This window comes from Kitasatospora sp. NPDC086801 (assembly GCF_044745805.1).
Lineage (GTDB): Bacteria > Actinomycetota > Actinomycetes > Streptomycetales > Streptomycetaceae > Kitasatospora.
On record NZ_JBIVAX010000002.1, the window covers coordinates 106,432 to 129,984 of the forward strand.

At 72.6% G+C, this 23,553-nt stretch carries 24 protein-coding genes, 1 pseudogene and 1 riboswitch; of the genes and pseudogenes, 15 read left to right on the forward strand and 10 right to left on the reverse strand.

From position 1 onward, the window contains the following. Positions 1–25: 25 nt before the first annotated feature. From ACIPLC_RS03825 to ACIPLC_RS03835, 3 genes are all read right to left on the reverse strand, one after another. Complete coding sequence (locus tag ACIPLC_RS03825) at positions 26–1,087, reverse strand: prenyltransferase (RefSeq protein WP_400470798.1); 1,062 nt, start codon at positions 1,085–1,087, stop codon at positions 26–28. Then, complete coding sequence (locus ACIPLC_RS03830; protein ID WP_400470800.1) at positions 1,084–1,887, reverse strand: class I SAM-dependent methyltransferase; 804 nt, start codon at positions 1,885–1,887, stop codon at positions 1,084–1,086. Before ACIPLC_RS03830 ends, ACIPLC_RS03825 begins: the two co-directional genes overlap by 4 nt. A 136-nt stretch (positions 1,888–2,023) precedes the next feature. Continuing rightward, positions 2,024–3,334: a glycosyltransferase family 4 protein gene (locus ACIPLC_RS03835; protein ID WP_400470802.1), complete on the reverse strand. Its 1,311-nt coding sequence runs from the start codon at positions 3,332–3,334 to the stop codon at positions 2,024–2,026. 315 nt (positions 3,335–3,649) lie between these two features. Between ACIPLC_RS03835 and ACIPLC_RS03840 the strand changes: the two genes are divergently transcribed. The 6 genes from ACIPLC_RS03840 to ACIPLC_RS03865 all read left to right on the forward strand — a co-directional run bounded on the left by ACIPLC_RS03840 (position 3,650) and on the right by ACIPLC_RS03865 (position 10,212). Next, positions 3,650–4,279 (forward strand): TetR family transcriptional regulator, encoded by a 630-nt coding sequence (locus tag ACIPLC_RS03840; protein ID WP_400471231.1) that lies wholly within the window; start codon positions 3,650–3,652, stop codon positions 4,277–4,279. A 92-nt stretch (positions 4,280–4,371) separates the two neighbouring features. Then, a riboswitch (cobalamin riboswitch) is annotated at positions 4,372–4,447 on the forward strand. A gap of 117 nt (positions 4,448–4,564) precedes the next feature. Further along, positions 4,565–5,803 (forward strand): prenyltransferase/squalene oxidase repeat-containing protein, encoded by a 1,239-nt coding sequence (locus ACIPLC_RS03845; RefSeq protein WP_400470804.1) that lies wholly within the window; start codon positions 4,565–4,567, stop codon positions 5,801–5,803. A 95-nt stretch (positions 5,804–5,898) separates the two neighbouring features. Further along, positions 5,899–6,543: an SCO2322 family protein gene (locus tag ACIPLC_RS03850; RefSeq protein WP_400470806.1), complete on the forward strand. Its 645-nt coding sequence runs from the start codon at positions 5,899–5,901 to the stop codon at positions 6,541–6,543. 83 nt (positions 6,544–6,626) lie between these two features. Then, a complete protein-coding gene (locus tag ACIPLC_RS03855; protein ID WP_400470808.1) occupies positions 6,627–7,730 on the forward strand; it encodes a CbiQ family ECF transporter T component in 1,104 nt (367 codons plus the stop codon). Further along, positions 7,727–9,337 carry an ABC transporter ATP-binding protein gene (locus tag ACIPLC_RS03860; RefSeq protein WP_400470810.1) on the forward strand — a complete coding sequence of 537 codons (1,611 nt, stop codon included), beginning with the start codon at positions 7,727–7,729 and terminating at the stop codon, positions 9,335–9,337. Before ACIPLC_RS03855 ends, ACIPLC_RS03860 begins: the two co-directional genes overlap by 4 nt. Continuing rightward, positions 9,334–10,212 (forward strand): ECF transporter S component, encoded by an 879-nt coding sequence (locus tag ACIPLC_RS03865; RefSeq protein WP_400470812.1) that lies wholly within the window; start codon positions 9,334–9,336, stop codon positions 10,210–10,212. The genes ACIPLC_RS03860 and ACIPLC_RS03865 overlap by 4 nt, the downstream gene beginning before the upstream one ends. A 26-nt stretch (positions 10,213–10,238) precedes the next feature. Here the strand turns inward: ACIPLC_RS03865 and ACIPLC_RS03870 are convergent, their stop codons facing one another. Continuing rightward, positions 10,239–11,066: a helix-turn-helix domain-containing protein gene (locus ACIPLC_RS03870; protein WP_400470813.1), complete on the reverse strand. Its 828-nt coding sequence runs from the start codon at positions 11,064–11,066 to the stop codon at positions 10,239–10,241. A 251-nt stretch (positions 11,067–11,317) separates the two neighbouring features. Here ACIPLC_RS03870 and ACIPLC_RS03875 point away from each other — a divergent pair, with 251 nt between their 5' ends. Next, the gene (locus ACIPLC_RS03875) at positions 11,318–12,130 is read left to right on the forward strand and encodes an alpha/beta hydrolase (protein ID WP_400470815.1); all 813 of its coding nucleotides are present in this window, start codon (positions 11,318–11,320) and stop codon (positions 12,128–12,130) included. A 366-nt stretch (positions 12,131–12,496) separates the two neighbouring features. Here the strand turns inward: ACIPLC_RS03875 and ACIPLC_RS03880 are convergent, their stop codons facing one another. Together ACIPLC_RS03880 and ACIPLC_RS03885 are read right to left on the reverse strand one after the other, a co-directional pair. Further along, positions 12,497–12,781 (reverse strand): hypothetical protein, encoded by a 285-nt coding sequence (locus ACIPLC_RS03880; protein WP_400470817.1) that lies wholly within the window; start codon positions 12,779–12,781, stop codon positions 12,497–12,499. 101 nt (positions 12,782–12,882) lie between these two features. Continuing rightward, entirely contained in the window at positions 12,883–14,097 is a 1,215-nt protein-coding gene (locus ACIPLC_RS03885) for a helix-turn-helix domain-containing protein (RefSeq protein ID WP_400470819.1), read from the reverse strand. Positions 14,098–14,385: 288 nt separating this feature from the next. On the opposite strand from ACIPLC_RS03885, the gene ACIPLC_RS03890 reads away from it, so the two are divergent. From ACIPLC_RS03890 to ACIPLC_RS03905, 4 genes and pseudogenes are all read left to right on the forward strand, one after another. Next, the gene (locus tag ACIPLC_RS03890; RefSeq protein ID WP_400470820.1) at positions 14,386–14,937 is read left to right on the forward strand and encodes a flavoprotein; all 552 of its coding nucleotides are present in this window, start codon (positions 14,386–14,388) and stop codon (positions 14,935–14,937) included. 235 nt (positions 14,938–15,172) lie between these two features. Beyond that, complete coding sequence (locus ACIPLC_RS03895) at positions 15,173–15,643, forward strand: NUDIX domain-containing protein (protein ID WP_400470822.1); 471 nt, start codon at positions 15,173–15,175, stop codon at positions 15,641–15,643. Positions 15,644–16,525: 882 nt separating this feature from the next. Further along, the gene (locus ACIPLC_RS03900; RefSeq protein ID WP_400470824.1) at positions 16,526–17,701 is read left to right on the forward strand and encodes a macrolide family glycosyltransferase; all 1,176 of its coding nucleotides are present in this window, start codon (positions 16,526–16,528) and stop codon (positions 17,699–17,701) included. A 98-nt stretch (positions 17,702–17,799) separates the two neighbouring features. Beyond that, positions 17,800–18,192: pseudogene (locus ACIPLC_RS03905) on the forward strand (dipeptidase); the annotation flags it as partial. 144 nt (positions 18,193–18,336) lie between these two features. Here the strand turns inward: ACIPLC_RS03905 and ACIPLC_RS03910 are convergent. Both ACIPLC_RS03910 and ACIPLC_RS03915 read right to left on the reverse strand, forming a co-directional pair. Further along, positions 18,337–18,810 carry an ATP-binding protein gene (locus ACIPLC_RS03910; RefSeq protein ID WP_363628596.1) on the reverse strand — a complete coding sequence of 158 codons (474 nt, stop codon included), beginning with the start codon at positions 18,808–18,810 and terminating at the stop codon, positions 18,337–18,339. A gap of 195 nt (positions 18,811–19,005) precedes the next feature. Then, on the reverse strand, positions 19,006–19,227 hold the full coding sequence (locus ACIPLC_RS03915) for a hypothetical protein (protein ID WP_400470826.1): 222 nt from the start codon (positions 19,225–19,227) through the stop codon (positions 19,006–19,008). A 63-nt stretch (positions 19,228–19,290) separates the two neighbouring features. Here ACIPLC_RS03915 and ACIPLC_RS03920 point away from each other — a divergent pair, with 63 nt between their 5' ends. Next, positions 19,291–20,253 (forward strand): hypothetical protein, encoded by a 963-nt coding sequence (locus ACIPLC_RS03920; RefSeq protein ID WP_400470828.1) that lies wholly within the window; start codon positions 19,291–19,293, stop codon positions 20,251–20,253. A gap of 17 nt (positions 20,254–20,270) precedes the next feature. Further along, on the forward strand, positions 20,271–20,984 hold the full coding sequence (locus tag ACIPLC_RS03925; protein ID WP_400470829.1) for a creatininase family protein: 714 nt from the start codon (positions 20,271–20,273) through the stop codon (positions 20,982–20,984). A 71-nt stretch (positions 20,985–21,055) separates the two neighbouring features. Here the strand turns inward: ACIPLC_RS03925 and ACIPLC_RS03930 are convergent, their stop codons facing one another. Both ACIPLC_RS03930 and ACIPLC_RS03935 read right to left on the reverse strand, forming a co-directional pair. After that, the gene (locus ACIPLC_RS03930) at positions 21,056–21,382 is read right to left on the reverse strand and encodes an antibiotic biosynthesis monooxygenase family protein (protein ID WP_400470830.1); all 327 of its coding nucleotides are present in this window, start codon (positions 21,380–21,382) and stop codon (positions 21,056–21,058) included. Positions 21,383–21,469: 87 nt separating this feature from the next. Further along, positions 21,470–21,880 (reverse strand): cupin domain-containing protein, encoded by a 411-nt coding sequence (locus ACIPLC_RS03935; RefSeq protein ID WP_400470831.1) that lies wholly within the window; start codon positions 21,878–21,880, stop codon positions 21,470–21,472. A gap of 78 nt (positions 21,881–21,958) precedes the next feature. Here ACIPLC_RS03935 and ACIPLC_RS03940 point away from each other — a divergent pair, with 78 nt between their 5' ends. Together ACIPLC_RS03940 and ACIPLC_RS03945 are read left to right on the forward strand one after the other, a co-directional pair. After that, positions 21,959–22,474 (forward strand): MarR family winged helix-turn-helix transcriptional regulator, encoded by a 516-nt coding sequence (locus ACIPLC_RS03940; protein WP_400470833.1) that lies wholly within the window; start codon positions 21,959–21,961, stop codon positions 22,472–22,474. Positions 22,475–22,516: 42 nt separating this feature from the next. Further along, positions 22,517–23,548: a S41 family peptidase gene (locus ACIPLC_RS03945; protein WP_400470834.1), complete on the forward strand. Its 1,032-nt coding sequence runs from the start codon at positions 22,517–22,519 to the stop codon at positions 23,546–23,548. Positions 23,549–23,553 lie beyond the last annotated feature (5 nt).

A 23,553-nucleotide genomic window follows, 5' to 3' on the forward strand; every position in this document is an offset into this window, starting at 1 on the left:
CCCGGACGGGCATCGGCCGCGAGCCTCAGCAGCAGTCCTGGACGACCAGCCCGGCGGGCAGTTGCTCCCCGCCGAAGATCGCGACCGTCGCCGGGTCGCCGCCGAGCGCGGCGACCGCGAGCAGCAGCGCGCCGGCCGTCCAGGTGGTGCGCTCCTCCGGCCAGACGGCGTCGTCCTCGAAGACGTACCCGGTCCAGTAGGAGCCGTCCTCGTGCCGCAGGTGCTTCTGGATCCAGCGCAGGATCTCCACCGCGCGGTCGGAGCGGCCGATCGCCCAGAGCGCGAGGGCGAGTTCGGCGCTCTCGCCGCCGGTCACCCACGGGCGGTCGCTGACGCAGCGCACGCCGAGGCCGGGGACGACGAAGCGGTCCCAGTCCCGGTCGATCCGCTCCAGTGCCGCGTCGCCGCGCAGTCCGGTGCCGAGCACCGGGTAGTACCAGTCCATCGAGTAGCGGCCCTTGTCGAGGAACCGCTCGGGGTGGTGGGTGATGGCGTGCCCCAGCCGACCGGCCGCGAGCTCCCAGTCGGGCTGCGGCTCCTCCAGGTACTCGGCGATGGCCAGGCCGCAGCGCAGCGCGTGCAGCATGCTGGACGAGCCGGTGAGCAGCGCCTCGTCGGTGGCGGTGCCGTCCTCGTCGAGGCGCCAGGCGATGGGGCCGCCGGGCAGCCGCTGGCCGACGATGAAGTCGAGGGCACGCCGGACGACGGGCCAGATCCACTCCAGGAAGGCGTCGTCGCCGGCGCTGAGGTGGTGGTGCCAGACGCCGACGGCCACGTAGGCGCAGAAGTTGGTCTCCTTGGCCCGGTCGGTGACCGCGCCGTCGGTGTAGGCGGCGTACCAGGAGCCGTCCGGGTTCTGGTTGGCGGCGAGCCAGCGGTAGGCGGCCTCGGCGGCGGCGTGCTCGCCGGCGGTGTCGAGGGCCATCGCGGCCTCGGTGTGGTCCCACGGGTCGAGGTGGTGGCCGGCGAACCAGGGTATGGCGCCGTCGGGGCGCTGTTCGGCCAGGATGCTGCGGACGGTGCCGGCGGCCTGTTCGGCGTCGAGCACCCCGTCGAGCAGCAGCGCCTCGGGGACGGCGGCGGTCATGCGTCCACGCGCCCGGGCTCGGTCCGCTCGGCCGGCTCGATCCGCTCGGTCCGCTCGGCCGGCTCGGTCCGATCGGTCCGCCGCGGCTTGGACGCGTACGCGACGAAGCTCTTGCCGATGACCGGGTTGAGCGCCCGTTCGGCGGCCTTGGTGAGGGTGCTGATCACGGGGGTGCCGACGATGTCCCAGACCAGCAGCTGGTGGTAGGCCTTGACCGGCAGCGCCTTGTCGTTGTTCACGCCGACCGCGCACTTGATCCACCAGTACGGCGAGTGCAGCGCGTGCGCGTGGTGGGTGCCGTAGGGCTCCAGGCCGGCGTCCTTGAGCTTGCCGAGCAGTTCGTCGCCCCGGTAGATCCGGATGTGGCCGCCCTCGACCTCGTGGTACTCGTCGGACAGCGTCCAGCAGATCTTCTCGGGCAGCCAGCGCGGCACGGTGACGGCGAGCAGCCCGCCCGGCTTGAGGACGCGGAACATCTCGTTGAGCACGCCCTTGTCGTCCGGTATGTGCTCCATCACCTCGGAGATGATGATCTTGTCGAAGTAGTCGTCCTCGAACGGCAGCGCCAGCGCGTTGCCCTCCATCGCGACCGCCGACGCGCCCTCCGGGGCCTCACCGGCCTGCTCCATCGCGGCGAACCACTTCTGGACCTCGGCGATCTCCTCGGCGTTCTGGTCGAGGGCGATCACGTTGGCGCCGCGGCGGTAGCACTCGAACGCGTGCCGGCCCCCGCCGCAGCCCAGGTCGAGCACCCGGTCGCCGGGGGCGAGCGGGAAGCGCGAGAAATCGACGGTCAGCACTGCAGGACTCCCATTCCTTTTGCTACCAAGCCTTTTGCTGCCAAGCCTTTTGCCACCGAGCGAACTTGACGCCACGTCGGCTCGATCCGCTACCGCGCCGAGCGGCCTGGTCCGGCGGGCGGCGCGGCCGGGCGACTCAGGGCACGTACCGCCAGCCCGGCCCGGAGCGGGCCCGGGCGCCGGCCCCGGTGGCGATCGCCGCCCGGTAGGCGTCGGCGGTCAGCTCGGCGGCCCGCGCCCAGGTGAACCGGGCCAGCACCCGCTCCCGGCCGGCCGCGCCGAGCCGGGCCCGCAGCCCCGGGTCGTCCAGCAGCCGGCCGAGCGCCGCCGCCAGCCGGTCCGGCTCCCCCGGCGGCACGGCCAGGCAGGTCTCCCCGTCCGGCCCGGCCACCTCGGGGATCGCGCCGCCGGTGGTGGCGACCAGCGGGGTGCCGGTGGCCATCGCCTCGGCGGCGGGCAGCGAGAAGCCCTCGTACAGCGACGGCACGCAGGCCACCTCGGCCGAGCGGTAGAGGTCGACCAGTTCCCGGTCGGTCAGGCCGCTGCGGAACTCGATGTGCTCCGCCAGCCCGAAGCGGCGCACCGCCTCCGCCACCGGACCGTCCTCCTTCTGCGGCTTGCCGACCACGACCAGGTGCGCGGGGCGCTCGGTGCGCACCTTCGCCAGCGCCTCGACCAGGAACACCAGGCCCTTGAGCGGGACGTCCGCGCTGGAGGTGGTGACGATCCGCCCCGGGACGCGGGCGATCTCCTCGGAGGGCGACCAGAGCCGGGTGTCGGCGCCGATCGGCACCACCGAGATCGCGCCCGGCGCGGCGCCCAGGTGCTCGGCGATCTCGCGCTGCGAGGTGCCGGAGACGGTGATCACGTGGTCCAGCCGGGCGGCGACCCGGCGCTGCATCCGGGTGAAGGCGTACCAGCGGCGCAGCGACAGCCGCTTGACCCGGGTGGTGGCCGCGTCCAGTTCCAGCCGCCGGTCCACGGTGATCGGGTGATGGATCGTGGTGACCAGCGGGAAGCCGTACCGGGCCAGGCCGAGCAGGCCGTAGCCGAGCGTCTGGTTGTCGTGCACCACGTCGTAGCGGCCCTTGTGCCGGGCCAGGTACTGGCGGGCGCGCAGCGAGAAGGTCAGTGGTTCGGGGAAGCCGCCGGTGCGCATGGTGGCGAACTCCAGCAGGTCCACCGGGCCGCGGAACTCGTCGCGGGCGGGCGTGCGGAACGGGTCCTCGGCGCGGTAGAGGTCCAGGCTGGGCAACTCGACCAGGCGCACCGAACCGGGGCCCTCGACCTCGTCCAGCACCGGGTACGGCTGGGCCCCGATCACGTCCACGTGGTGGCCGAGCCTGGCCAGCTCACGGGAGAGGTGGCGCACGTACACGCCCTGACCGCCGCAGAAGGGGTCCCCGCGGTACGACAGCAGGGCAATCCGCAGCGGCTGCGCGGTCATCCTCGGGCCCTCATCTCTAGCTGCTGGCGGTGCTGCCATCTCCGTGTTGCTGCCTCTGTGCTGCTGTCCCTGCACTGCTGTTCCTGTGCTGCTGTTCCTGTGCTGCCGACGGCCCTGCCGCCGGTCGCTAAAGTAGATCAGGTTTCAGTGGCTGTGGAACTCGTCATCGACCATGTGAACAATGAGAGACCTCGAAGATACCGGCCCGTAGCTTTCCCTCAGGAGGCAGGGCCGGTGATTCCCGACACGCCGACCCACGCCGACCCTGCCGACCTTGTGGAGCACGCCGCCACCCACGCGCCCCGGGAGCACTCCTTGCCGCCGCCGACCACCTCCACGAGCCCCACCACCCCGCCCCCCGCGCAGCCGGGCGAGCCGCCGCTGACCGCCCGCCAGGCCGAACGCCGGCGCCGGATCCTGCGGGCCGCCACCGCCCTGGCCGCCCGGGGCGGGTACGAGGCGGTGCAGATGCGGGAGGTCGCGGAGACCGCGCAGGTCGCCCTCGGCACGCTCTACCGGTACTTCCCGTCCAAGGTGCACCTGCTGGTCGCGGTCATGCTGGAGCAGTTGCAGGGCCTCCAGGAGCACATCCGGCGGCACCCTCCGACCGACCTCGAACCGGCCCTGCGGGTCGCCGACACGCTCACCCGGGCCTTCCACGCGCTCCAGCGCGAACCGCTGCTCGCCGAGGCGATGGTCCGGGCGCTGTCCTTCGCCGACCGCTCCGTCGGCGCCGAGGTGGACCAGGTCAGCACCGCCACCGGCCAGCTCATCCTGGACGCCATCGGCCAGTCCGGGCCACCCAGTGAGAGCCAGCGCGCGGCCGTCCGGGTGATCGAGCACACCTGGCACTCCGCCCTGGTCGCCTGGCTCTCCGGCCGCGCCTCGATCGCCGAGGTCCGGGCCGACCTGCACACCGCGGCCCGGCTGCTCACCCTGCCCTGACTGGAACCTGTTCCTGCCCGGGCGGAGGGGACCGGCCGCCCCCGGCGGTTAAAGTCGACGGACAGCACAACTTCATCCCGTCCCTCCCCCGGGGGAAGCCGGTGCGAATCCGGCGCTGACCCCGCAACCGTGAGCCCGGCCCCCGTGACGGCCCGGGCGAGTCGGACCGCCCGTGGAGGGGCGAGCGGCCAGCCCGGGCCCGCCACGCGCACCGCCCGGCACCGTCGAGGACTACGGAACGGCCCCGCCGGGCCACCACCGCTCACCGAAAGGCACACCTCCACCATGCTCACCGCCGCCCGCCTGGGCGCCGCCGCCCTGTCCGCCGCGATCCTCGCCGGCGCCACCGCCGGACCGGCCCTCGCCGACAGCCCCGCGCCCACCGCCGCCGCCGTCCCCGACGGCCTCTACGGCAAGGGCGACCCGACGTACGACGGCGTCTGGCGGCAGTCCCTCGCGCTCACCGCGCTCGCGGCGGCCAAGGCCACCCCCGCCGACTCCGCCGTCGGCTGGCTCACCGGACAGCAGTGCGAGGACGGCGGCTGGCCCTCCTTCCGGGCCGCCGGCGCCGCCTGCGACCCCAAGACCGAGGACAGCAACGCCACCGCCGTCGCCGTCCAGGCCCTCGTCGCCCTCGGTGGGCACCAGGAAGCCGTCGACAAGGGCGTCCAGTGGCTCAAGGCCACCCAGAACGCCGACGGCAGCTGGCCCTACAACCCCGGCAGCCCCGGCGACGCCAACTCCACCGGCCTCGCCGTGAACGCCCTCTTCGCCGCGAAGACCGACCCGACCGGCGTCGCCAAGGCGGGCAAGAACGCCTTCGACGGGCTCGCCCTCTTCCAGCTCGGCTGCGCCGCCCCCGCCGACCAGCGCGGCGCCTTCGCCTACCAGCCCGACCCGTCGTCCGGTGCGCTCGCCCCCAACGCCCTCGCCAGTGCGCAGGCCTCGCTCGCCGCCGCCGGCGGCCACCTCCCGGTCGCCACCACCGCCCGCACCGACGCCGCCCCCAAGGCCCTCGGCTGCGCCGACGCCGCGGCCGCTCCGGTCGCGCACGCCGACTCCGGCGAGGCCGCCGGGGCGTACCTCACCGCCCAGCTCGCCGGGGGCGACAACCACCTCGCCCTCACCACCCCCGGCGCCGCCCCCACCCCCGACTACAACGCCACCGCCTGGGCCGCCCTCGGCCTCATCCAGAGCGGCCACCCCCAGCAGGCCGCCGGCGCCGTCGACTGGCTCACCAAGGAAGGCGCCGCCTGGACCAAGGGCGGCACCGACGCCTCCGCCACCGCCAGCCTCCTGCTCGTCGCCCAGGCCGCCCAGCGCGACACCGCCCCGCTGACCGCCCAGCTCACCGCCCTCGGCCCGGCCCCCAAGGCCACCGCCAGCCCCTCCCCGACGGCGGCGGCGCCCAAGAAGAAGGACGACGGCATCGGCCAGTACTGGCCGATCATCGTCGGCCTCCTCATCGGCCTCGGCGGCGGCCTCCTGCTCAGCCTCCAGCGCAAGCGCGGCCAGAGCCTGTGACACCCCGCCCGGCCCGCCTGGCCCGCCTGGCCCGTCTGGCCCGTCGCCGGGACGCCTCCGCCAGGACCCGCGGCGCCGGCCGTCCCCTCGCCTCGGTGCTCGTTCCGCTGCTCGGTGCGGTGCTCCTGCTGGTCGCCGCCGTACCGGCGGAGGCGGCGACCGGGTACCGGTACTGGTCGTTCTGGCGCGGTGCCGGCGACGGGTGGCTGTACCAGCAGCAGGGGCCGGCCGTCGCCGTGCCGCCGGACGGGGCGGTGGACGGGTGGCGGTTCGCGGTGAGCCCGGACGGCGGGCAGCAGGCCGCGCAGCCCCGGGCGGCGGGCGACTTCGCCGCCCTCTGCGCGGACACGCCCGCGCAGGCGGGCCGCAAGCGGGTCGCCGTCGTGCTGGACTTCGGCACCACCGCCGACGCCGGCTCCGCCGAGGCGCCGCCCGAGCAGCGCAGCGCGTGCGCCAGCGTCGTCTCGAACGCCACCTCGGCCGAGGTGCTGGCCGCCGTCGCCCCGCCGCTGCGCTACGACGCCAACGGCCTGCTCTGCGCCATCGCAGGCTTCCCGAAGGCCGGCTGTGCCGACCAGCTCGGGTCGGCGGCCAAGCCGGCCGGCGCGTCGGGTGACGGCGGCGACTCGGACTCCGGCTCGGACTCCGGCCCGGACGTCGGCCTGATCGCCGGTGGCGCGCTGGTCGCCGTGCTGGCCGGCGGTGCCGTCTGGCAGGCGCGCCGCCGCCGTAGCTCCTGACGCTTCCTGGCACCTCCCGAATCCTCCCGAACCCTCCTGAACCCTCCTGAACCCTCCGGACACCCCCACTTGGACTGGCCCGCATGAGCACCGCCCGCACCACCCGACCGCCCACCGGCCCCCGTCAACTACACCCCGGGGCCTGGTGGTTGTGGGCGCTCGGGCTGGGCGCGGCGGCGACCCGCACCACCAATCCGGCGATCCTGCTGCTGCTCGCCGCCGTCGCCGGATACGTGGTCGCGGCCCGGCGCGGCGACGCGCCCTGGTCGCGTTCGTACGGCGCGTTCCTGCGGCTGGGCCTGCTGGTGCTGGGCATCCGGCTGGTGTTCGCGGTGCTGCTCGGCTCGCCGATCCCGGGCACGCACGTGCTGTTCACACTGCCCGAAGTGCCGCTCCCCACCTGGGCGCAGGGAGTGCGGATCGGCGGCCGGGTGACCGTGGAGGGCCTGCTCGCGGCGCTGTACGACGGGCTGCGCCTGGCCACCCTGCTGGTCTGCGTGGGCGCCGCGAACGCGCTGGCCAGCCCGGCCCGGCTGCTGCGCGCCCTGCCCGGCGCGCTGTACGAGGCGGGCGTGGCGGTCGTGGTGGCGATGACCTTCGCGCCGAACCTGGTCGCGGACGTCCGCCGACTGCGGGCCGCCCGCCGTCTGCGCGGCCGGACCGACCGGGGGATCGCCGCCTTGCTGAGCGTCGGACTCCCCGTCCTGGAGGGCGCGTTGGAGCGTTCGGTGGCGCTGGCCGCGGCGATGGACACCCGCGGCTTCGGCCGCACCGCGGACGTCCCGCGCCGGCTCGCCCGGGCGACGGCCGCGCTCACCCTGGCCGGCCTGCTCGGGGTCTGCCTGGCCGCGTACGGGCTGCTCACCGCCGGCGGCGCCGGCTGGGCGCCGCCGGTGCTGCTGCTGGGGCTGGCCGCCGCCTTCGCCGGGCTACTGCTGGGAAGCCGACGATCCGTCAGGACCCGTTACCGGCCCGACCCTTGGGCGCTGCCCGAGTGGCTGACCGCCGGTTCGGGCGCCGCCGTCGCCGGGTTGATCATCTACCTGTCCACGCGCGACCCGGCCGCCTTCGCGCCCACCGTCGTCCCGCCGACCGTCCCCGCGCTGCCGCTGGCCGCCGTACTGGCCGTCCTGCTCGGCCTGGTACCGGCGTTCGCCGCCCCGACCCCGCCCCGGAGGGCTTCGTGATCACCTTCGAGCAGGTCTCCGTCCGGTACGCGGACACCGCCGCCCCCGCCGTCGCGGACGTCGACCTGACCGTCCCCGAAGGCGAACTCTGCCTGCTGGTGGGCCCGTCGGGCTCCGGCAAGTCCACCCTGCTGGGCGCGGTGAGCGGACTCGTCCCGCACTTCACCGGCGGCACCCTGCACGGCCGGGTGACGGTCGGCGGCCGGGACACCCGCGAACACCGGCCGCGCGAACTCGCCGACCTGGTCGGCACGGTGGGCCAGGACCCGCTGGCGCACTTCGTCACCGACACCGTCGAGGACGAACTCGCCTACGGCATGGAGTCCCTGGGCCTGCCCGCCGACGTGATGCGGCGCCGGGTCGAGGAGACCCTCGACCTGCTCGGCCTCGCCGACCTGCGCGACCGCGCCCTCACCTCCCTCTCCGGCGGCCAGCAGCAGCGCGTCGCGATCGGCTCGGTGCTCACCGTGCACCCGCGCGTCCTGGTCCTCGACGAGCCCACCTCGGCACTGGACCCGGGCGCCGCCGAGGAGGTGCTGGCCGTCCTCCAACGGCTGGTGCACGACCTCGGCACCACCGTGCTGATGGCCGAACACCGGCTGGAGCGCGTCGTCCAGTACGCCGACCAGGTGCTGCTGCTGACCCCGGGCGCCCCGCCCGTCCTCGGCGAGCCCGCCGAGGTGATGGCGCACTCCCCGGTGCACCCGCCGGTGGTCGGCCTCGGACGGCTCGCCGGCTGGCGGCCGCTGCCGCTGTCCGTCCGCGACGCCCGCCGCAAGGCCGCCGGGCTGCGCTCCCGGCTGGACGGCCTGCACCCGGGCGCGGCCCCTGTTCCAACCGTTTCGACCGACGCCCCGATCGCCGCCGCCGAACGCCTCGCCGTCCGGCGCGGCCCCGTCCAGGCCCTGCGCAGCGTCGACCTGGCGCTGCGCCCCGGCGAGATCACCGCCCTGATGGGCCGCAACGGCGCCGGCAAGTCCACCCTGCTGGGCAGCCTGGTCGGCCTGCACGCCCCCGCCTCCGGCCGCGTGACCGTCGGCGGCCGCACCCCGCACCGCACCCGCCCGGCCGAACTGATCCGGCAGGTCGGCCTCGTCCCGCAGGACCCGCGCGACCTCCTCTACGGCGAGAGCGTCACCGCCGAATGCTCCGCCGCCGACACCGACGCGGGCGCCACCCCCGGCACCTGCCGCGCCCTGGTCGAACGGCTCCTGCCCGGCATCGCCGACACCGCCCACCCGCGCGACCTCTCCGAAGGCCAGCGGCTCACCCTCGCGCTCGCCGTCGTGCTCACCGCCCGGCCCCCGCTGCTGCTGCTCGACGAGCCGACCCGCGGCCTCGACTACGCCGCCAAGGCCCGGCTGGTGGAGATCCTGCGCGACCTCGCGGCGGAAGGCCACGCCGTCCTGCTCGCCACCCACGACGTCGAACTCGCCGCCGAACTCGCCCACCGCACGGTGATCCTGGCCGAGGGCGAGATCGTCGCCGACGGCCCGACGGCCGACGTCGTCGTCTCCTCCCCGGCGTTCGCCCCGCAGGTCGCCAAGGTGCTGGCGCCCGGCCCGTGGCTCACCGTCCGCCAGGTCGCGGAGGCGCTGAGCGCATGAGCCGCCCCGTTCCTCCCGGTGTTCCTGCTGGTCGCCCCGTTCCGCTCGGCCGCCGCTCGGTGACGGCCCTGCTCCTGACCTCCCTGGTCGGCGTGACGGCCTTCGGCTGGCCGCTGCTCGCCTCCACCAAGTCCGCCCTGGTCGGCCACGCCACCGACGCCCCCTGGCTGTTCGCCCTCCTCCTCCCCCTGCTGCTCGCCGTCGTGATCGCCCAGATCTCCGAGGGCCGCACGGCGGGCGGCGGCGCGCCCGGCCTGGACGCCAAATCCGTGGCCCTGCTCGGGGTGCTGGCGGCGGCGGGCGCGGCACTACGGCCGCTCGGCGCGGGCACGGCGGGGCTGGAGCCCATGTTCTTCCTCATGGTGCTGTCCGGCCGGGTGCTCGGGCCGGGCTTCGGCTTCGTCCTCGGTTCGCTGTCGATGTTCGCGTCCGCGCTGCTCACCGGCGGCGTCGGGCCCTGGCTGCCGTTCCAGATGCTCGCCATGGGCTGGGTCTGCCTCGGCGCCGGCCTCCTCCCGGGCTCCGCGAGCCTGCGCGGCCGGCGCGAGCTCTGGCTGCTCGCGGGCTACGGCGCCCTGGCCTCCGTCCTCTACGGCACGATCATGAACCTCCAGGGCTGGCCGTACATCGCCGGGCTCTCCGGCTCCATCTCCTTCGTCCCCGGCGACCCACTGCCCGCCAACCTGGTCCGCTTCGCCGCCTACTGCCTGACCACGTCGCTCGGCTGGGACCTCCCGCGCGCCGTGCTCACCGTCGTCCTCTGCCTCACCCTCGGCACCGCCGTCCTGCGCGCCCTGCGCCGCGCCACCCGCCGGGCCGCCTTCGCCGCACCGGTGGCGTTCCGTCCGCCGGACTCCCGGCCGCCGGGCGGGTGAACTCCGCCTCCCCGCCCCGGGGTCGACTACGGCAAGGCCCGCGACACCCTCGGAGCCCGACACTCCCCGCACACCTGCCCGACACCCGCGACGGGCCGCCCGCACAAGCCGTCCCGCCCGGGGCACTCATGCCGACGTGGCCCCGACCCGCCGCCGCCCTGCGGGGTCAACGGAACGGGCGGCACCTTCGCCAACCTCCCCGCCAGCACCGCCCCCACGCTGTGCGTGACCCTCTCCGGCAAGGGCGCGGCCAGGATCCCCGCCAGCGCCTCCCCGCTCCACCCGCCCGCGAGCAGCCCCTCCACCCGCACGGCCTGATCGCACAGCGGCTTGCCCGCCAACGCCATCCTGGGCTCCCTGCGCCCGAGTTCGAGCAGCAGCGCCATGCCCGTCGTCAACTTCTCGGACGGACGGACGGAGGGAACTTCCGCTTCCTTCACCCTCACCTTTCCGGAAGGGCTTCCCGCCTTCCCGGCGCACGTCACCCCAGCTCCGGGCCCACCGGCGGCCGGGGACACGGGAAGCGGCGGCACGGTGTGAACCGCCTTGCCCGTCACCGGCACTTCGTGCACCGAGACGATCGTCCGCACCTGCCCCGTCACCGGATCCCGCTGCGTCCGCCGCACGTAGTGCCCGGCCGCCTCCAGCTCACGGAGCGCCCGCGCCACCGTCGCCCGGCCCTCGACGCTCTTCGCCGCCAGCGTCCGGATGTCCTCCCGCGCACCGTCCGGCAGGCTGAGCAGGTAGCTGAGCAGCCCACGCGCCGCCCAACTCAGCGAGTGCTTCCGGACGACGTGGCCGTTGTCGAGGATTGTGTACCCGGGCGAGTGCTTCGGGATACGATGAATGTGCATTCGGGAGCCCTTCTACTCCTGGTGCCATTCCCCGGGGTGTTAGCGCACCGCCGGGGCTCACTTTTGCCGCGCACAGGCCGTCCCTCCGAACGCCCGCGCCGACCCAATGATCACCGTAATGCGCTAACCGAGCGTCAAACTCCCCACCACATCACCCAAACGGGCGGCGCAAGCGCACACCCCCCAGCGCGCCCCAGGCTCGCAAGCCCGGGACACTCCCCACATCATGGGCGAGTTGCTACGTTCGACTTATGGCTGACTACGAAACCGCATTCCGGTCACTGGACGGCACGGAACTGTTCGGCACGGTCACTCCCTCCCCAACTCCCCTGGCGGCACTCGCCGTTCTCACCCACGGCGCTGGCGTCACCCGCGAAGAGGGCGGGTTCTTCGGCCGCTTGGCGGCCGGCCTCGCGGCCGCCGGCATCACCTGCCTGCGCTTCGATCTGCGGGCCCACGGCGCGAGCGCCGGGCGCTTCTCCGACATCACGATCGCCGCCATCGCCAACGACATCCGGGCGGCATCCGAGCACCTGACAGAGATCGCGGGTCGCCCCGGGCCTGTGCACGTGATCGCAGCATCGTTCTCCGGCGGGGCTGCGGCCCTGCACGCGGGCCATCGGCCAGGCGACATCGACAAACTCGTCCTGCTCAACCCGCGCATGGACTACCAGAACCGCTTCATCACCGAGGCGGCCGGCTGGAGCGGCGACCACCTCTCCAAAGAACGCGCCGCGAAGTTGGACGACCGAGGTTTCTCCATCCGACAGCCGTTCGAGACCGGCCGCGGCCTCCTGAACGAGGTTTTCCACCTCGACCCCGAGAAGCTCTGCGCCAGCGTTCGATCCCCAGTGCTCATCGTCCACGGAACGAAGGACACCTTCGTCGACGTCGAACTGTCCCGTCGGTTCGCGCCGCTGTTCGGCGCCGGAGCCGAACTGTACGAACTCGACGGCGCACAGCACGGCTTCGCCGTGCACGACGACCCCACGTACGCACACCCGCAGTCACAGGCGTGGCAGCGCGAGGTCGTCGCCAAGGTGGCCGACTTCCTCTCCCTCTAGCCTCCGCCATGCGGCGGGCCCATGTGCTTCTCCTCTCAACGTCCTTGCCAAGATCAGATATTGCTCGGGTTGAGACAACAGGGCCGCCCTCACGGGCCGCCGAAACAGAGCGCCAGCAGCATCGCCGCGAGCACGGCCGCTCCCGCAATCGACACCGCGCAGGCGGCGGAGAATGCTTCGTGACGACCACCGGGTGAATCACACCTCACCGGTGTGCGCTCCGACGGTGGCGACGCATCAGCACGCGGGCGTCAACGGCACCGGAGTAGTCGAACCGGGCCGCGGACTCCGCCTCCCGAACGGCCAGTTCGGCGCATTGCTCACAGTCGCCGACCGGCCCCGAAGCGGTATCGCGCCCCGCCTCCATCAGTTCCACCGGGACGCCCAGTTCGCCTCACGTACGCGGGCTTCCAGGTGCTCACGCCGCAGCCGCAGCCACTCGCCGTTCGCGGCCTCGAACCGTACGAAGGCCCGAATGGTTCCGTCGCCGTCCCGCAACCACTCGCCACCCTGCTCGTCACGTACGCGGTAGCAACGCGCCGCCGGGTCCCAGCGGATGCCGTACCCGTGCGTGGCGGCCGGATCCAGCTCCCGCACCGCCTGCCGCGACAGCCTGGCCGCCCTCGCGACGGCGATTCCGTCCTGCGCCATTCGCACACTCCCTTACGCACCGAACCCGCAATGTCACTCAACGCTACGGGTTCGTCACTGTGCGAAGGGGCAGGGTTTCTGCCACCAACTCCGGCAGCCCGCTATGCGGCCATCCCGATCGACTCGGCGAGTCGACGCCCGGCCTCCTGGACCGGCGAACGGCCATCAATCAACCCTCGGACCATGGCCCGCGTCTCCTCGTTCCACCGGGCCGTCTCGGGCGCGACCGCAACGGCGTCCGTGAGCAGTTCCGCCACGGACGCCGATTCCCCACGAAGGGCGTGTGCCCGCGCGACCTCGATCAGATGGCGACCACGGCGCGGAATCGCCGTGACCTCGGCCACCGGCAACCGTCGGGCCCACCGAAGTGCGGTGCCGGTCTGGCGAAGCTCGACCGCCACAGTGACCGAGTGCAGCCCGACCGCCTGACGGGAGCCCGACGTCGGGGCGCTCCAGAAGCCTGCGGGAAGGCGCTCGGCAACGGCTGCCGCACGGTCGATCCAGCCCCAGGCCTCACCAGCCTCACCGGCGACCGCATGCGTGATGGCGGCGTGGAATGCCATGTCCGCCCACGCCGAGGCCAGTTCCGGCGAATCCCCGCGGACGGGGTCGAGCAGGCGAAGAGCTCCCTCGGTCAGTGACTGGGCGCTGTCCCACTGGCCGGACTTCCGGAACGCCTCCACCAGGAACCAGCACGCCTGCGCGATCGCCCGCCGGTCGTCCGATGCCCGTGCGGTGGCCAGCGCCCGTTCGGCGACCCGCCAGACCAGGTTGCCGTCCCCTTGGAAGGCCGCATACATCTGCGTCAGGTTCAGTGCGCCGGCGTACATCACCTCCGCCCGACGCCGATCGGCGCAGTCCTGATGCGCAGCTGCCAGGGAGGCCGCCGACACGAGGGCCGGCAGCAACTCCGCCAAGGCGGTCCGGTGGTCGCCTCTGGTCATCCTGGTCCGCCAGGCGTTCGCCAGCTGGACCTCGATGTGGTCGAGGTTGGGCACCGGCTCACCGGCCGACCCGAGCTGCGCACCGTCAACCGCCCGCCGGACGGAGTCCAGCGCCGCGTGTTCCACGCCTGAGTACAGCGCCCTGGGCATGCTGACGTCGCCCGTCAACAACGAGAGATCATCAACCCCCAAGTGCTGAGCGATGCGCACGAGCATCGGCAGGCGCGGCGGCAGCAACGCCCCGTTCTCCACCTGCTTCAGCCAACTCGGCGACCGCCCCAGCAGCGCGGCCAACACCGGACGAGACTTCCCTGCACGCTCCCGGTAGTACTGGATGCGCCGGCCAACGGGCAGAGCGGGATCCACAGCCATGCCACCAGCGTAGGGCCGCCGGGTCTCCTCGGGCAGCCAGAGAAAAGAATTGAGCACGCTCCGAATCCAGGCCTCCGGAGGGCAGGGTGGCCCCTCCTGCACCGACGTATCCCCGGTCCAGAGCGACGGGTCGCACTCTGGGTGGAGTCCGCACGGGCGTACAGCCGACACGGCAGACTGGCCGTGAGATGCGGGGCGCCCAGAATCGCGAAGAGCTGTGCGTCGGACGACATCCGTCGGCGCTGTCCCGGAACTTCGCCGCTTCTGCCAGGAATTGGGAGTCCAGACTTGACCGACCAACGCGATCCGTTCCTCTACGTCGTCGTCTGCGCCTCGGGCATCGCGGACGACGTCGGCACCTTGATCAGCGCCGCCCACGCCGAAGGCTGGAAGGTCGGCGTCATCGCCACCCCCCATGGGCTCGGGTTCATCGACCCGGAAGCCGTCGAGCGCCAGACCGGCTACCCGATCCGCTCGGCTTGGCGCACTCCCGCAATTCCCCAGCCCCTTCCCCCGGCGGACGCCATCGCCGTGGCGCCCGCCACGTTCAACACCATCAACAAATGGGCCGCCGGGATATCCGACACCCTTGCACTCGGCATTCTCTGCGAGGCGTACGGGCTCGGCATCCCCACTGCCGTTCAGCCCTACGTCAACTCGGCCCAAGCAGCCCACCCTGCGTACAGCGAGAGCCTGGAACGACTCCGCTCGATGGGCGTCCTGATCGGCGACTACATCCCCCACAAGCCGAAATCCGGCGGAGGTCGCGACAAGTACAACTGGACCCACGTCCTCGACCTGCTTCGCCCCGTACTGGCCCCGGTCACAGAGCAGAACTGACAACGTGCGCCCCGGGACCAAGCCCCGGGGCGCACAGGCCGGAGCTGAGACAGCTGAAGCGCGCGGCACCCGCCCGGCCGGGCCCGCGCAGCGCCGGCCAACGGGCAGAGCGGGATCCACAGCCATGCCACCAGCGTAGGGCCGCCGGGTCGATCAAGGCAGCCGGAGAAGGGAATTGGGCACGCCTCGCATCCAGCCGCCCAGGGGATTCCGTCGCGGCGACTACAGTCTCGCCGTGACCGACTCCCCGCACGAAGCCCTGGCCCAGCCGCGCACCGCCGCCGGTGTGCTGTTCTTCGACGAGGAGAACCGCATCCTCCTCGTGAAGCCGACCTACAAGCCCGGTTGGGAGATCCCAGGCGGCTACCTGCACGCGGGCGAGACCCCCAGCGAGGGAGCGGCCCGGGAGGTCAAGGAAGAACTCGGCATCACCCCGCCGATCGGCCGCCTGCTCGTCGCCGACTGGGCACCCCACCCCGCCGAGGGCGACAAGCTCCTCTTCGTCTTCGACGGAGGGGTTCTCCCGACCGCCGAACTCGACCGCATCACCGTCGACCAGGTCGAGATCGGCGAGCACTCCTTTCACCACGTCGACCAACTCGACGCGCTCCTCATCCCCCGGCTCGCCCGCCGAGTCCACGCCGCATACGCCGCCCGGACACAGGGCGAGACCGCCTACCTTGAGCACGGAGCGCCGCACGCGTAAACCAGGGGCCTCTGCGGCAACACCTTTCAAGAGGCACCGAGCCATCGCGACTCGACACGGCAAACCCGCCGTCCGCTACGAAGCGACCGCGCCGGTCACGGCCATCGACGAGTGGCCATGACCGGTTCGGTCATCGTTCGACGCCCGGCTCGTACAAAGGCAGGAAGTGGATGACCGGTTCCTCATACGGATGAGCCGCGCGCACTGCTCGCAGCACAGCCTCGGCCTGCTCGGCATCGCAGACGGATTCGACCCTGCTCTCCTCACCCTGCCGCACTTCGCCCACTTCACCGTCGTAGGGCCGAGAACCAGGCAAGGGCCTCCATGTCCCCGTGACCCGCCAGGTGCTGGCGCACCGGGCGTAGTCGCCCACCCGCCCCGCGCCAGCCGCCTGGAGAGCATCGCGATCACCTTCTCGACATGACTCTCCGGGACAGATATCTCGATCTTCAAACGCGCCATGCCCGGACCCTAACAACCAGCGCCGGCCCACACCTTCGCAACCGGCCCTGGATCCCGAGATCCAGCCGTCCTGCGAGGCGGCGGCTCCGCGCCACGCCGTCACACACCGTCCGCGAGGTCGCGCAGCGTCTGCCCGGCCTTCGCGGTCAGGACGAGCGGGCCCTTCCCGTTCGTCCACACGGCCCGCACGTCGAGGCTCCGCAGGCACCAGCTCTCCGCCCACCTCACCCCGACCGACCCGCCGCGCGACCTTCCATGCGAACCTCCATGCGATCCTCCGCACCGGCCGATCTTCGGCCGAACCCCACCCCTCGTCACCGCAACGACTGCCAACGTTACGTACTGTTCTGAAAGGTGAGTTGACGACAAGTCAGCCAGCCGAACGCAGACGCCTAGCGACATACGAGGAGAGGGCCCGACATGTCCCGACCAGCACACATCGCCATGGTGAACATCCCGGCGCACGGCCACGTCAACCCCAGCCTGGAGGTGATGCGGGAGCTGGTCGCCCGCGGCCACCGGGTCAGCTATGTCAACGACCCGTCGTTCGCCGGGCAGATCGAATCCACCGGCGCCCGACTCGTGCCCCACGACACGACCCTGCCGATCGCCAAGGGCGGAGTCGACCCCAACATCGGGGCCGGCGTGCACACCATGATCTTCGAGGAGGCGCAGGCGATGCTGCCGCGACTGCGCGAGGCCTTCCACGACGACCGGCCCGACCTCGTCCTGTACGACTTCATGGCGTACGCGGGCCGGGCGCTGGCCGACGGCTGGGGCGTGCCGTCCATGCTGATCTCGCCGTCCATGATCATCCGGGAGGACTCCCACCTGGCGCGCTTCGAGATGGCGCGGGAGGCCTTGGAGGCGGAGAACGTCCCGGAGCGGTTCGCGCAGTGGCTGACCGACAACGGGGTGCCGACGGGTGACCCGTTCGGATACATGCTGCACCCGGACCGCGGGATCGCGCTCATCCCGCGGGTGCTCCAGCCCGAGATCGAGCTGGTCGATCCCGAGGTCTTCTCCTTCGCCGGGCCCTGCCTCGGCGCCCGCGAGCACCAGGGCGGTTGGACCCGTCCGGAGGACGCGCAGAAGGTGCTGCTGGTCTCGCTCGGCTCAACCTTCACCCACCAGCCCGACTTCTACCGCGCGTGCCTGGAGGCCTTCGGCGACCTGCCCGGCTGGCACGTCGTGCTCCAGGTCGGCCAGGCAACCGACCCGGCCGAACTGGGTACGATCCCGGCCAACATCGAAGTGCACCAGTGGGTGCCACAGTTCGCCGTGCTCCAGCAGGCCGACGCGTTCGTGACCCACGCCGGGATGGGCGGGTGCAGCGAGGGCCTGTACTGCGGGCTGCCGATGGTCGCGGTGCCGCAGGCCGCCGACCAGTTCGACAACGCGGACCGGCTGGTCGAACTCGGCGTCGCCCGCCGGCTGGACACCCCCCAGGCCACCCCGGAGGCGCTGCGCTCCGCCGTGCTGGAGCTGACCGGCGATCCGGCGGTGACCGCCCGGCTGGCCGAGCTCAGCCGCGAGGTCCGCGCCGGCGGCAGCGCGGCCAGGGCCGCCGACCTGGTCGAGGCCGCCCTCATCTGAACCACCCGTCCGCCACCGCCCCGCCGCCCGGGGCGGTGGCGGACACCGCACCGGCCGCCGGGCCCGCACCGCCGTCCCCTCCGCCCCCAGGAGACCTGTTGACCGAGATCATCCTCATGTCCGACCCGCAGGTGGCCGCCGTCCCCGTCCAGGACTGCGGCGACCGCCTCCTGGACGTACGCGAGCACGAACTCCTGCTGGACGACCGCAAGCACGACGACGCCGGGGCGTTCGCCCACCTGCGGTCCGGCGTCCTCGACCGGCTCCTCGACGCCCAATCGCACCTCCCGGACGGCCTGCGACTGCTGTTCGTCGAGGGCTACCGCCCGCCGGCCCTCCAACGCCGCTACTTCGACCAGTACGCCGCCGAGTTGCGCGCCGCGCACCCCGACTGGCCTCCCGCACAGCTCCGATCGGCCGCGAGCCGCTACGTCTCCCCGCCCGAGATCGCACCGCACAGTGCCGGCACCGCCGTCGACACCTCCCCCGCACGGCGCGGGTGCCACATGTGGACGCCCACCGTCTGACGCCCACCGTCTGTCCGTTGACCACGATGTTCCGCGTCACGGCCTTCCGCAGGCCCGCACCGCAGTAGAAGCATCGCGTCGCCGCCGATCCGAACGCCCGACCGTTCCTCATCTGGCACCGCTTCCCGGGCCGACCAAGGCCCAGACGATCTTTCCGAAGCCTTCGGGGCGGGGCGCGCAACCCCACTCCACGGACAGGGCCTCCACCAGGAACAGTCCCCGCCCCGACAGCTCGTCGGACACGGTCGACCGCCGGATCGTCGGCTTCTCGCTGCTCGCGTCGTGCACCTCGATGCGAAGATGGCCGCAGGTCAGCTCGAACCGGACAGCAATCTCCCGCCCCGGCGAAACCCGCCCGTGGACCACGGCATTGGACACCAACTCGGTGAGCACGAGCTGCCCGTCCATCGCGAGGGCCGCGCCGTCGGGAACCTCCGCAAGGAACTTCCGGAGGTGGTCCCTGGCCATGCCGGCGGACTTACGGTGCCGGGTGAGCATCGCCCCGAACGTGGTTATCCCGGCGCCCGACTCATTGGACTCAGCGTCGTCCCGGGATTCTCCCGAGCTGATCACGTGCACCACCCTCCCGATGCTCGACAGCGGCCGGAACGGGTCTTCCGGCCCGTGGCTCCAGGTTGCCGGGAGGCGATGCGGTCGACGTACCCAGGCTGAATACCCAAGGTGGATAAACTCACTGTCAATCAACTTCGCTTCAGGGAAAACTGATCGACAGCGGGGGCAATGGTGACCGAAGCTCGCCTTCCGGACCGGCTTCCATCAGGTCTGCTCGCCAATCCTGAGATGATCGCCGCGTGCCGACAGCGGGACTTCGCCGCCGTATTCCGGCTGCTCAAACTGGCCGGCGTCTACCCATCGCTCATCGCGCGAGCCTGCGACCTGACCCCGAGCCGTGTCGGCGAGGTCATGGCTGGGAAGCGGCGGATCGAGAAGATCGATCTCGTCGAACGCATCGCGGACGGCCTCCACATCCCGGGTCACATGGTGGGCCTGGCCACCCGGGATTGGGAGCAAGCAACTGCGCCGCCCCAGGCGAGGCGCTGTGTGATCGAGCCCCATCTCGCCGCCGCAAGGCCCAGCCCGCCCGTCGACCCCGAGTTCTTCGCCTGCCACCTCCGCGAGGTGATGCCCGGCCACTACAGGACCGCCAACCTTCTGGGATCCCGCCACGCGCTCGACCCGGTCACCCGGCACGTCGAAGTACTCGACCGTCTCCAGCGATCCGCCGACGGGAGCGCCAGGGCCGAGATCCTCACCATCGGTGCCCGCACCGCCGAGTTCCTGGGCTGGCTGAACCAGGACCTGGGCGACTTCGACCAGGCCATGTACTGGTCGGACCGCGCCATGGAGTGGGCGCAGGAGTCCGGCGACGACGTCATGGCCGCCTACCTCCTGTTCAGGAAGAGCAACCAGGCGACGGCCCGCCGCAACGCGCAGCAGGCCGTCGGGCTGGCACGCGCCGCCCGGCGCTCACCCGGGGCGACCCCGCGCATCCGAGCCCTGGCCGCGCAGCAGGAGGCCCAGGGGCACGCGCTCATGGGCAACCAGCGCTTCGCCCAGGCCAAGTTCGACGAGGCCCACGAGCTGGCCGCGTCACCGGACGACGAGCACCGCGACGATGCCCTCGACATGGCCTACTGCACGCCGACGTACATCGAGATGCAGCGCGCGAACTGCCTGCTCGAACTGGGTGACCCGCTCACGGCGGTGGCCATGTTCGAGGCCGAGCTCCGGGCGCTCCCTCCGGTGTACCGCAACGACCAGGGTGTGTACCTCTCCCGGCTCGCCCGCGCCTACGCGGTGTCCGGCGAGCCGGAGCAGGCTGCCGCGGCGGCGGACCGCGCGCTGTCGATCGCCATCGACACCGAGTCCGCGCGAGCGATGGCGGAACTGTCCGCCGCAGACAAGGCCCTCCGGCGGTGGAACACCGTGGCCGAAGTCGCCACCTTCACCGGCCGGTTGAAGCTGATGAGCGGCACGGCGCCCTCTCGACCTGCGACAGGCTGATGAGAGAGGGTGGGGCCATGGACGCACTGATCACGGCCGCCACCTCTGCGGACGAACGCCGGCGCGGCGCCAAGATCGCCGTACTGCCGGTCGGCAGCTTCGAGCAGCACGGCGACCATCTGCCGCTCACCACCGACACCATCGTCGCCGGCCTGATCGCCCAACGGATCGCCGCCGACTACGGCCTGTTCCTCCTGCCGCCCATCACGGTGTCCTGCTCGCATGAGCACGCCCACATGCCCGGCACCGTCAGCATCAGCGCCGCCACGCTCTACGCCGTCGTCAACGACATCTGGAAGTCGCTCCAGGCGTCCGGCGTTCCCGGCCTGCTCATCGTGAACGGCCATGGGGGCAACTACGTCCTCTCCAACGTCGTCCAGGAGGCCAACACCTCCGGCCCGCGCGTCGCCCTCTTCCCGGTCCGCGAGGACTGGCACCAGGCCCGCGAGGCGGCGGGCCTGGTGAGCAGCGGCGCGGAGGACATGCACGGCGGCGAGTTGGAGGTGTCGCTCCTCCTTCACGGCGCCCCGGAGCTCATCCGCGACGGCATCGAGCAGGACGACCACTCCGCCCCCGAGCGCCCGCACCTGCTCACGCTCGGCATGGCCGGGTACACGAAGAACGGCATCATCGGGCAGCCCTCCCTCGGAACGGCGGCGAAGGGCCGAGCCCTCCTCGACAGCCTGTCCCAATCTGCCGCCGCGCATCTCTCGATCCTCGTGGGCGGCTGAGAGGCACTTCGGGCCCTGCCCCGGCTGGGGAAGGGCCCGAAGGGAAAAGCGAACAACCGCGAAGTGAGGCGTCAGGCCTTGGGGCCGGCGGACTGGACGACCTCGAAGGACCAGAGGGTGGAGCCGGAGGCGGCGGGGCGCTTGGGGGCCTCGCCCTCCGGGGCGGCGGGGCGGTGGGCGGCCCGCATGGGGCCCTCCATCCACGCCTTGAAGTCCTCCTCGCTGTGCCAGCGGGTGTAGACGAGGTACTGGTCGGTGCCCTCGACGGGGCGGAGGAGCTCGAACCACTCGAAGCCGTCCGAGTTCTCCACCGCGCCGGCGCGGGAGGCGAAGCGCTGCTCCAGGACCTCCCGCTGCTCGGCGGGAACCGTCAGTACGTTGATCTTGACGACGGACATGCCGCACCTCTCCTCGTCCGCCGGGGCCCACGGGGAGCCTCCGGCCCGGTTGCTGTCAGCAGTCTCCTACACCTCACACGGGCCGGGTCACGCGATCCACGGCGGGAGGAGGCGCTCGGCGTCGCGGGGGGCGAGACCGCAAGCCCCTTCGGGGGTGACGGCGTCGGGGTTGTAGGCGTGGGCGGGGGACGGGCCGGCGACGATGGCGGTGAAGCCGTCGACGGTGGTGATCTGGCGCGCGAGGTCGGCGGGGAGGACGAGGGTGTCGCCGGCGGCGAGGGGCACGGCGCCGTCGGGCAGGGTGACGGTGGCGGTGCCGGTGAGGAGCGTCCAGATCTGTTCGACGTCCATGGCGTGGAGCGGACCGCTCTTTCCGGCCGTCATGTCGACCTGCCACAGGGCGAGGGCGGTTGAGCCCTGGGTGGGTGAGGCGTAGGTGGTCATGACGGCGTTCGGCGTCTCGGTGCGGCGGGCGTCGGCGTGGCGGATCACGGGCATGGCGAGGAAACCCCTTAAGATGGTCAATGGCGTTGTCTATATGGTCAATGAGGTTGTCTATCCGTGTCAAACGAACCCGTGAGCACACCCGCCCCACCCGCGAGCGAACCCGCCCCGCCCGCGAGCGAACCCGCCCCGCCCGGCTTCGAGTTGCCGCTGCGTCTGCTGCTCGCCTTCCGGACGATCATCGACGAGCTGCACGAGCGCATCGCCCGCGAGGGCCACCCCGACCTGCGCCCGATGCACGGCTTCGTCTTCCAGGCGATCGGGCCGCAGGGCACCACCGCCGTCGAACTCGGCCGCCGGCTCGGCGTCTCCAAGCAGGCCGCCGGCAAGACCATCGAGAACCTGGAGCAACTCGGTTACGTCGAGCGCGGCGGCGACCCGGCCGACGCCCGCCGCAAGGTGGTCCGGCTGACCGCCCGCGGGGTGGACTGCCTGGTCCGGTCGGCCCGGATCTTCGACGAGCTGCGCGCCGAGTGGTCCGCCACCCTGGGCGAGGAACGCCTGCGCGAGGTGGAGGCGGCCCTGCGCCTGCTCGCCCCCGGCGACCCGTTCCGCCTGGACACCCCTCGCTGGTTCGGGAGTCCGTGAGGGAGGATCGGCAACGACACGAACCACAGGGAGGGGAAGCGGATGAGGCTGGGGCGGGTGGTCGCGGCGGCGGCCGTACTGGTGCTCGCGGCGTGCTCCTCGCCGACTCCCTCAACTCCCGAAACTCCCTCAGCCCCCGAACGCATCTCCCCGGAGGCCCGCGGCTACCTCTCGGAGGCCCTGGACCTCATCCAGCAGAAGTCCCTCAACACCGCGAAGGTGGACTGGCCGAAGCTCCGCACCCAGGCCTTCGCCCAGGCGGCCACGGCCCGTACGCCGGCCGACACCCACGCCGCGATCAGGGCCGCCGTCACAGCCCTCGACGACCACCACAGCCGTTTCTACCCGCCCGACCAGGCGGCGAAGGTCGACGCCGACCCGGAGGCCGTGAACACCCCGACCGCCCGCCAACTCCCCCACCGCATGGCCCAGGTGACCCTCCCGGCGGTGAACGGATCGGAGCGCGCCTACGCCGAGTACGTCACCCGCGGCCGCGCCGCCGTCGCCGAAGTGAGCGCCTGCGGCTGGGTGGTGGACCTGCGCAACGAGACCGGGGGCGGAATGTGGGCCCCGCTGGCCGTCGCGGCGCCGATCCTCGGCGACGGCCCGCTGGGCGCGTTCGTCACCGCGGACGGCACCCGCAGCACCTGGTCGGTCCGCGACGGCGTGCCGTACCTGGACGGCGCCCCGCAGGCTTCCCCCGCCACCCAGCACGACAAGGCGCCCACCCACCACGACAAGACGCCCGAAACGCCCGTCGCCGTCCTCACCGGCCGCGCGACCGGCAGCGCGGGCGAGGCGGTCGCCATCGCCTTCATCGGCCGCCCGGCCACCCGCAGCTTCGGCCAGCCCACCTACGGGGTGCCCACCGGCAACGCCGCCCACCGACTGTCGGACGGCGCCGTCCTGCTGCTCACCGGCGCCGCCGAGGCCGACCGCACCGGCAAGGTCCACGAGGGCCCGATCGAGCCGGACGAGGCGGTCGAAACGGCCGACCCCCGCAAGGACGACGATCCCGCGCTCGCCGCCGCCGTCGCCTGGCTCTCCGGTCAAACCCCCTGCGAGGCGGGCTAGACACG

What these genes read in the sequence shown, in the direction of transcription:
- ACIPLC_RS03825 (WP_400470798.1), bottom strand. Translation starts at nt 1,087, where the DNA reads ATGACCGCCGCCGTCCCCGAGGCGCTGCTGCTCGACGGGGTGCTCGAC.
- ACIPLC_RS03835 (WP_400470802.1), bottom strand. Translation starts at nt 3,334, where the DNA reads ATGACCGCGCAGCCGCTGCGGATTGCCCTGCTGTCGTACCGCGGGGAC.
- ACIPLC_RS03845 (WP_400470804.1), top strand. Translation starts at nt 4,565, where the DNA reads ATGCTCACCGCCGCCCGCCTGGGCGCCGCCGCCCTGTCCGCCGCGATC.
- ACIPLC_RS03855 (WP_400470808.1), top strand. Translation starts at nt 6,627, where the DNA reads ATGAGCACCGCCCGCACCACCCGACCGCCCACCGGCCCCCGTCAACTA.
- ACIPLC_RS03865 (WP_400470812.1), top strand. Translation starts at nt 9,334, where the DNA reads ATGAGCCGCCCCGTTCCTCCCGGTGTTCCTGCTGGTCGCCCCGTTCCG.
- ACIPLC_RS03870 (WP_400470813.1), bottom strand. Translation starts at nt 11,066, where the DNA reads ATGCACATTCATCGTATCCCGAAGCACTCGCCCGGGTACACAATCCTC.
- ACIPLC_RS03875 (WP_400470815.1), top strand. Translation starts at nt 11,318, where the DNA reads ATGGCTGACTACGAAACCGCATTCCGGTCACTGGACGGCACGGAACTG.
- ACIPLC_RS03880 (WP_400470817.1), bottom strand. Translation starts at nt 12,781, where the DNA reads ATGGCGCAGGACGGAATCGCCGTCGCGAGGGCGGCCAGGCTGTCGCGG.
- ACIPLC_RS03885 (WP_400470819.1), bottom strand. Translation starts at nt 14,097, where the DNA reads ATGGCTGTGGATCCCGCTCTGCCCGTTGGCCGGCGCATCCAGTACTAC.
- ACIPLC_RS03900 (WP_400470824.1), top strand. Translation starts at nt 16,526, where the DNA reads ATGTCCCGACCAGCACACATCGCCATGGTGAACATCCCGGCGCACGGC.
- ACIPLC_RS03925 (WP_400470829.1), top strand. Translation starts at nt 20,271, where the DNA reads ATGGACGCACTGATCACGGCCGCCACCTCTGCGGACGAACGCCGGCGC.
- ACIPLC_RS03930 (WP_400470830.1), bottom strand. Translation starts at nt 21,382, where the DNA reads ATGTCCGTCGTCAAGATCAACGTACTGACGGTTCCCGCCGAGCAGCGG.
- ACIPLC_RS03935 (WP_400470831.1), bottom strand. Translation starts at nt 21,880, where the DNA reads ATGCCCGTGATCCGCCACGCCGACGCCCGCCGCACCGAGACGCCGAAC.
- ACIPLC_RS03945 (WP_400470834.1), top strand. Translation starts at nt 22,517, where the DNA reads ATGAGGCTGGGGCGGGTGGTCGCGGCGGCGGCCGTACTGGTGCTCGCG.